General features: G+C 65.1%; 9 protein-coding genes. 4 read left to right on the top strand and 5 right to left on the bottom strand.

All coding sequences use genetic code 11. The annotated features are described in order from the left end of the window. Positions 1 to 315: 315 nt before the first annotated feature. Positions 316 to 861 carry a group 1 truncated hemoglobin gene (locus EN742_RS19235; RefSeq protein WP_127407362.1) on the top strand — a complete coding sequence of 182 codons (546 nt, stop codon included), beginning with the start codon at positions 316 to 318 and terminating at the stop codon, positions 859 to 861. A 136-nt stretch (positions 862 to 997) separates the two neighbouring features. Here EN742_RS19235 and EN742_RS19230 read toward each other — a convergent pair whose 3' ends face one another. From EN742_RS19230 to EN742_RS19220, 3 genes are all read right to left on the bottom strand, one after another. Then, on the bottom strand, positions 998 to 1147 hold the full coding sequence (locus EN742_RS19230; RefSeq protein ID WP_126055424.1) for a hypothetical protein: 150 nt from the start codon (positions 1145 to 1147) through the stop codon (positions 998 to 1000). A 47-nt stretch (positions 1148 to 1194) separates the two neighbouring features. Beyond that, positions 1195 to 1479, bottom strand: coding sequence for a PRC-barrel domain containing protein (locus EN742_RS19225; protein WP_126055425.1), 285 nt, complete (start codon positions 1477 to 1479; stop codon positions 1195 to 1197). A gap of 436 nt (positions 1480 to 1915) precedes the next feature. After that, positions 1916 to 2239 carry a DUF2934 domain-containing protein gene (locus EN742_RS19220; protein ID WP_126055426.1) on the bottom strand — a complete coding sequence of 108 codons (324 nt, stop codon included), beginning with the start codon at positions 2237 to 2239 and terminating at the stop codon, positions 1916 to 1918. Positions 2240 to 2389: 150 nt separating this feature from the next. Here EN742_RS19220 and EN742_RS19215 point away from each other — a divergent pair, with 150 nt between their 5' ends. The 3 genes from EN742_RS19215 to EN742_RS19205 all read left to right on the top strand — a co-directional run bounded on the left by EN742_RS19215 (position 2390) and on the right by EN742_RS19205 (position 4567). Next, positions 2390 to 3781, top strand: coding sequence for an FAD-binding oxidoreductase (locus EN742_RS19215; protein ID WP_189375459.1), 1392 nt, complete (start codon positions 2390 to 2392; stop codon positions 3779 to 3781). 87 nt (positions 3782 to 3868) lie between these two features. Continuing rightward, positions 3869 to 3991: an alpha-hydroxy-acid oxidizing protein gene (locus tag EN742_RS39465; RefSeq protein WP_281033564.1), complete on the top strand. Its 123-nt coding sequence runs from the start codon at positions 3869 to 3871 to the stop codon at positions 3989 to 3991. 123 nt (positions 3992 to 4114) lie between these two features. Then, positions 4115 to 4567 (top strand): hypothetical protein, encoded by a 453-nt coding sequence (locus EN742_RS19205; protein ID WP_126055428.1) that lies wholly within the window; start codon positions 4115 to 4117, stop codon positions 4565 to 4567. A 73-nt stretch (positions 4568 to 4640) separates the two neighbouring features. Here EN742_RS19205 and EN742_RS19200 read toward each other — a convergent pair whose 3' ends face one another. Both EN742_RS19200 and EN742_RS19195 read right to left on the bottom strand, forming a co-directional pair. Continuing rightward, positions 4641 to 5333: a BA14K family protein gene (locus EN742_RS19200; RefSeq protein WP_126055429.1), complete on the bottom strand. Its 693-nt coding sequence runs from the start codon at positions 5331 to 5333 to the stop codon at positions 4641 to 4643. Positions 5334 to 5475: 142 nt separating this feature from the next. After that, complete coding sequence (locus EN742_RS19195) at positions 5476 to 6594, bottom strand: KamA family radical SAM protein (protein WP_127407140.1); 1119 nt, start codon at positions 6592 to 6594, stop codon at positions 5476 to 5478. Positions 6595 to 6632 lie beyond the last annotated feature (38 nt).

Genomic DNA, 6632 nt, shown 5'->3' with positions numbered 1-6632 from the left:
GATCTGGTCGGGTGTCATACGCGCGCTCCAATGGTTGGTAGGCGGCGACTTTCCTACCAGGACGTTTCCCAGGCATGTCGCCGCTCGTGGCGGCGTGTTTCGGCGATGTCTCGTTCCGGTATCAGGTTGTATTCGGCGAACCGTTTCACGCGCCAGCCGCGCCGCCAGCGCCTGAACGGAACAAGTCGGGCGCGGCGCTCGTTAATGCCGCGGACCATGCCGGATTAGGCGAAGTGGACATATCCGAAAATCAAATCATTGTCGCCGCCAGGACAGGCCGCGGCTTGCTCTGGCTTAACACCAAGGAACCCAGAGATGAAAACCGCTGTTTCGACCTCTCTCACAAGACGAAGCGTCGTCGCGCTGGCGGCGGCCGCCGCTTCGACAGCCATGATGGCCACCAATGGCGCGCTGGCGCAGGAGCAAGCCAAGCCCGGGAAGAGCCTGTATGAGCGGCTGGGGGGCGTGTTCGCCATCGCGGCCGTGGTCGATCACTTCAGCGACGCCATCGTGAAGAACCCGATCGTCGGCAAGAAATCCAAGAATGCGCAGCTGCGGAAATGGCACACCAAGAACCTTGAACGGCTGCCCGGCCTCAAATTCATGCGCACGCTGTGGGTCTGCGACGTTTCCGGCGGCCCGTTCAAGTTCGTGGCCACCAAGCCCGGCGCGACGCCGCTCGGCCTCGAGGAAGCCCATCGCGACTTGCGGATCTCGCCGGCGGAGTTCGACGAGGTCGCGGCCGAGCTCGGGCGGACGCTCGACCACTTCAAGGTTCCGAAGGCAGAGAAGACCGAGGTGCTTGAAGCCTTCGCCGCGCACAAGGGCGAGGTTACCGCCGGCTACGACAAGCAGGGCTGAAGCCCCGCCAGGGTGACGCCCAAAGGTTGCCACCGATGACCCGCAGAGGCGTCGCGCACCGACCCTCGTTGCCGGAGATCGCGGCTGGCCCCCGCCTTGCGTATCGAGGCTGACGGGCCGGCCCGATCTTGCCCGCTCAATGCCGCTTGAAATACTGCACCTCGCGCTCGTGCTTCTCGGCGGCTTCGCGGGTGTCGAAGGTGCCGAGGTTGCGGCGCTTGCCGGTCGCTTCGTCCTTCTTGCGCGAATAGAGCCGGTATTTTCCTGATTTGAGTTTTCGGATCATTGTGTCTCTCCCGAAGCGGAAAGGCCCGGCTGTGCCGGGCCCCTCTTTCAGTCCTGGTGCTCGGGCATGTCCTCGAGCTGGTCCTTCGTCCAGAACGTGACGGCGTGGACGTCGCCGTCCTCGTCGCGCATGAAATCGAGCTGGGTGGCGGGAACGGCGACGGGCTTGGCGCCGATGCCCAGGAAGCCGCCGACGTCGATGACGACCTGGCTGCCGTGCATGTGGTCGACGGAGCCGATCTTCTCGTCGTCAGGACCGTAGATGGTCGCGCCTTCGAGGATGGCCGGGGTCAGCTCGGCGTCGGTGAGCCGTACGTGGTTGGTGTGGTCCATGGGGTGGTCTCCTTCGGGTTATGAAGGATGAACCTGCGAAGGCACCAAGGGTTCCGACAGAACAGACGACCTGGGCAGCGCGGACCACGGCAGCCCGCCGTGCCACGCCTGCTAGCGGCGCGGTTGCGGTTTCGCCACTGTCTCTGAAGGGCTCTCCGAGAGCCGGGCCGAGCGCTGGTCACCAAGCCGCGACGACCTCTTTTTCGGTTTCGGCTCCGCATTGGGGGTCGGCGTCTTGGCGATCAGGTAGTCGGCCCGATTCGTCCGATAGTCTTGCTTGTGGACAGACGTTTTCGGCATCGACATTTTTGATCTCCTTACAGAGATCAACGCGCAGCGACGCCGCCCTGTTCCCGGCTCGATTGAGTCCGAAACCTATTTGTTTTTTACGCAATTGCGGACGGAAAGCCGCCGCGCACTTTTCCTTAAATTGCTTTCAGAGCCGCCGTCTCGCCTTGAGGCTGCGGGCGGCGGCCTCGATCGCGGCGCGGTCGCTGCCCAGCCTGTCGATCAGCTCCTGCGCCTCGTCGCCCGTTATGCCGGTGCGCATGGCCAGCTCCTCGACCGTCAGTATGTCGGTGCTGGCGATCCTGCTGGTTTCCGGCAGGGCGTCATCGGCCGTAAGCGGCAAGGCCGCCTCGCGGTCGATTTCCGCCTCGGCCTGGCTCCAGTGCCGGTCGTGATTGCCGAACAAACGTCCCTCGCGTTCCCAGATCTCATACGCACGCTGCCTGATCTTCTCCAGCCGATCATCACCCATTGTCGGTTTCTCCATTTCAGCTTTTGCTCAAACGCCGCACGCGGCCGAACGATCCCTGGAATCTGCACGATCGATGCGGGAGAGTTCCCCTGCGTGACTCGAAGCCTCCGCTTCCTCTATAGGAGGGCTCGCCCATGAATGGAGCCACTCGTGAGTGAAACCCTCATCGCCGACCTGCGCGCCGCCTGCCCCAACGCCGTGGTGTGGGACAAGGCCGAGCTCGCCAGTCGCGATCCGGGCTTCGACCAGCGCAATTTCGGCGCTTCGGCGCTGGTGCGGCCAGCCGACACGGAGGGCGTGGCGGCGCTGGTGAAATTCTGCGCGGCACGGGGTTTGAGCCTCGTCGCCCAGGGTGGGCGTACCGGGCTGACAGGGGCCGCCGCGACCGTGGCCGGCCAGGTCATCTGCGATCTCGGCGCCCTGAACAGGGTGGAAGAGATCGACCCGTTCGCGCGCACGGCGATCGTCGGGGCCGGCACGCCGCTCTCGGTGCTGCAGGAGGCGGCGGCCGCGCATGCGCTCGATCCCGGCATCGACCTTGCCGCGCGCGGCTCCTGCACCATAGGCGGCATGGTTTCCACCAATGCCGGCGGCATCATGGCTTTCCGCAACGGCACGATGCGCCATCGCGTGCTCGGCCTCGAGGCGGTGCTGCCCGACGGCAACGTGTTTTCCGACCTGACGCGGGTGCTGAAGACCAGCGCCGGCTACGATCTGAAGCACCTGTTCATCGGCGCCGAGGGCACGCTCGGCATCGTCACCCGCGTCGTCTTGCGGCTCGATCCGGTGGCAGGCGCCAGCGCCACGGCACTGGTCGGCGTTCCGGATGCGGCCAGCGCGCAGCGCATCGTGCGGCATTTCCTGGAGCGTACCCAGACGCGGCTCAACGCCGCCGAGATCCTGTGGCAGCGTTTCGCCGCCGCCATGAACCGGATGCTCGGCTTCGCGCCCGGCCAGTTGCCGCTCGATGCCCCTTGCCTGCTGGTCCTCGAGCTTGGCGCCGACAGCGTCGAGGCCGCGCGAGAGGCATTGGAGGATGGCCTGGCGGCGATCTGGGAGGAAGCCGGCATCATCGATGGGCTGGTCGCCAGTTCGGTCTCGCAGGCTGGGGCGATCTGGCGGCTGCGCGAGGAAACCGAGATGATCGAGCGGATGCACCATCTGCCGCCGTCCTTCGACGTCTCGGTGCCGGCCGGCGCGCTCGATGCCTATGTCCAGCGCATCGAAACCGGGCTGAAGCGCATCGCCGCGACTTACGCGCCTTATGTGTTCGGTCATCTCGCCGACGGTAACCTGCACATCTCGATCAACACCGACGGGCCGGTTTCGCACGCGCTGCACGAGGCGATCGAGGACGTGCTCTATGAGGGCTTGCAGGCAAGCGGCGGCTCGTTCTCGGCCGAGCACGGCGTCGGCCTCGACAAGCGCGACGCCTATGAGCGCCACGCCGATCCGGTCAAGCAGGCGCTGGCGAGGGCGATCAAGGGGATGATCGATCCGGCTAATGTGATGAATCCGGGGAAGATTATCGCGGGGGAGTGAGGCTGCACCCCCCCGAAAGTGGGGGAGAGCGACTATCTGGGGTCGCTGGCGCTCGGCGCCCGTGGCTGTCTGGTCGGACGGGCCTGAATCTATGGCCTCGGCGCCGGCGGCGCGACCGCCATCAAGATCCTGCGCAAGGAGCTATCCGCCACCATGGCGCTGACCGGGACGCGGAGCATCGAGGAGATCGACGCGAAGGTGCTGGACTAAACACTTGGGCCGTGAACTCACAATGCGGAATGGCCGGATAGGTGGAAAGCGGACTTGGGATTTGTGGAAAGCACTCATGGCGTGTGCCATGCTAGAACCGCGGTCATCGAGAGTGGTTCATGCATGAAGTGGGAACAGGTAGCATCGGATTTCGCCTGGGACGGATCATGGCGAGACATCTACGTTCTGAACACGTCTGAGGCGGATTGGCAGCGCGTCTGGGACATCCTCCGCGAATGGAGCCCGCCTGCTAATTTCAGTGTCTCCGGCAACATCGAGTCGATGCTATTGGGGGTCGAAGCGGCCCTGGAAAGCGAAACAGCCAGCTTACTGTCTTTTTACGTCGGGCCAATCCAGCTTGCATGTCACTTCTTCAGCACCGTCGAAATTGAGTTCGACTTCGATCCAAGGCAAGTCAGCGGAATACCCGAGGTAGAGCAGCTTGAAGGTTTTATGCGATTGCTCGGTGACGCTATTGAGAAGCAGGTAATTCTCACGCAGGAAAATGATCAGGAGGCTATCATCGCCCGCTACTCTCCCGATCTTGAGAGTGTGGTTTGGACTGCACTTTCATAGCCGAATGTTTGCAACGGGTTGCGTCGACGGGTGCAGATCACTGTCTCGGTCGATCAGGCAGTGGGCTCACTGGCTACTCGCACTGCCGGCGCGGGCCGCCGTCATAGGGCTGGTAGCTGTTGTCTTCCGGCCGGTAGGAGCGATAGCGGCTGAAGCAATAGTCGACATGGTCGGCGGAAACCCCGCCTGAGGCGCCCTCGCCCCACGCTTCCTCGTCCGGCCAGCCCTGATAGGTGCTGCCATAAATCGAGGCGGCCTCCACCGAGCTGTCCCGCACCTTGACGTAGCCCTCATCGGCGCCGCCCGCATCGAGATAGGGCGAGATGCAGCGCCGCTGCTCGCCGCTGTAGGACCTGTAACTGTTGTCGTCAGGACGATAGGAGCGGTAGCGGCTCGCGCACCATTCGAGATGGGCGGCCGGCAGTTCCGCGGCCTGCGCGCTATCCTCGCCGGCGGCCAACGCCTCGCCCTGCCCGTCGCCAGCCTGCGGCTCGATCGAGGCGGTCACCTCGGGCCCGATCTCGGGTTTCGCGGCATCGGCAGGCTTGGGATCGGCCGGAACCGGACGGGCGGCAACACGCTCGAGAGCCTGCTTGGCCGCGCCCACCGGCTCGGCGTTCCTGGTCCAGAGCTCGGCCACGCTTTGGCTCGGGGAGACCGTGCCGACCGGCTTGGCGGCCAGCAGCCAGGTGGCGAAGGCCAGTCCGCTGGCGAAAACCGTCAGCGTCAGACCGAAGCCGCCCAGAATTCCCAACAGAGCTTTCACGCCACGCTCCCTTTAGCCCCCGCTGATAGAAATGCGGAGCCGTGTGGCTGGTTCCAACGAGACGCGAAGGGGGCCCTCGCCGCAAGGCGGGCGGCCGTAACCTGGCTTGGGAGATGACGGGAACCAAGCCCTCGAAGGTTGGCTACCCCACAACCTCCCGATAGGCCCTGACCATGCCATCCTGCCCGCGGATGCGCCACGCCTCCCCGTCCCGGCCCTCGATCGCGCACGATGCCAGCGGTACCTTGCCGCCGCCTTCCGGCAGGTCGATGACATAGGTGGGATTGCAGATGCCCGAGAGGCGCTGGCGCAGCGCGCTCACCAGCGCCTGGCCTTCCGCGATCGTGGTGCGGCGGTGCGCCATGCCGCGTGCCAGGTCGCCATGGTGGAGGTAATAGGGCTTCACGCCAAGCCGGTACATCAGCTCCCGGCAGAGTTCCTCCAGCACCTCGACACTGTCGTTGACGCCTTTCAGCAAAACGCTCTGGTTGAGCAGCACGAAGCCCGCCTGCCTCAAGGTGCGGCAGGCCGCTTCGGTGGCGTCGGTGATCTCCCGCGCATGGTTGAAGTGGGTGACCACCGTCACCATCAGCCGACCCTGCAGGGCGGCGACCAGCTCTGATGTGATGCGCGAGGGCAGCGCGACGGGCACGCGGGTGTGGATGCGCAACAGCCGCACATGCGGGATCGCCTCGACGCGGGCGCGGATTTCGCTGAGCGCCTTGTCGGGCAGCGACAGCGGGTCGCCGCCGGTCAGGATCACCTCGCGGATCTCTTCGTGCTCGGCGATATAGGCCAGCGCCGGCTCCAGCGCCTCGCTTGTGTAGCCACGTCCGATCGATGTCAGCGACTCCTTGCGAAAGCAGAAGCGGCAATAGACGGCGCATTGATAGGTCGGGAACAAAAGCACCCGATCGGCATGGCGGTGCGTCAGCCTCGGCACCGGGCTGTAGGCATGGTCGGCGATCGGATCGTCGAGCTCGCCTTCCGCCTCGACCAGCTCTTCCGGCGACGGGATGACCTGCGCGCGGATCGGATCCCTCGGGTCGTTCCAGTCGATCAGGTCGAGATAGGGTCTTGGAATGCGCACCTTGTGGTTCGCCGCGGCTTCCTGAGCGGCCGCGCGCTCGGCGCGCGACAGCGGCAGCGCGGCGAGATCGCGCACATGGCGCACGCCGGCGCGGACATCGTCCTGCCAGGATGGATCGGCGGCGCGCTGATCGCTTGCGGCCACGTCGTTGAGGTTGGCGTCGGTCGTCATCGGGAGTTTCTCGGTAGCGTTCGCGCGGAGCTATCGAG

Source organism: Mesorhizobium sp. M4A.F.Ca.ET.020.02.1.1, from assembly GCF_004022645.1.
Lineage (GTDB): Bacteria > Pseudomonadota > Alphaproteobacteria > Rhizobiales > Rhizobiaceae > Mesorhizobium.
The sequence above is the reverse complement of the archived record's forward strand: the minus strand, read 5'-3'. Positions and strand labels throughout refer to the sequence as shown.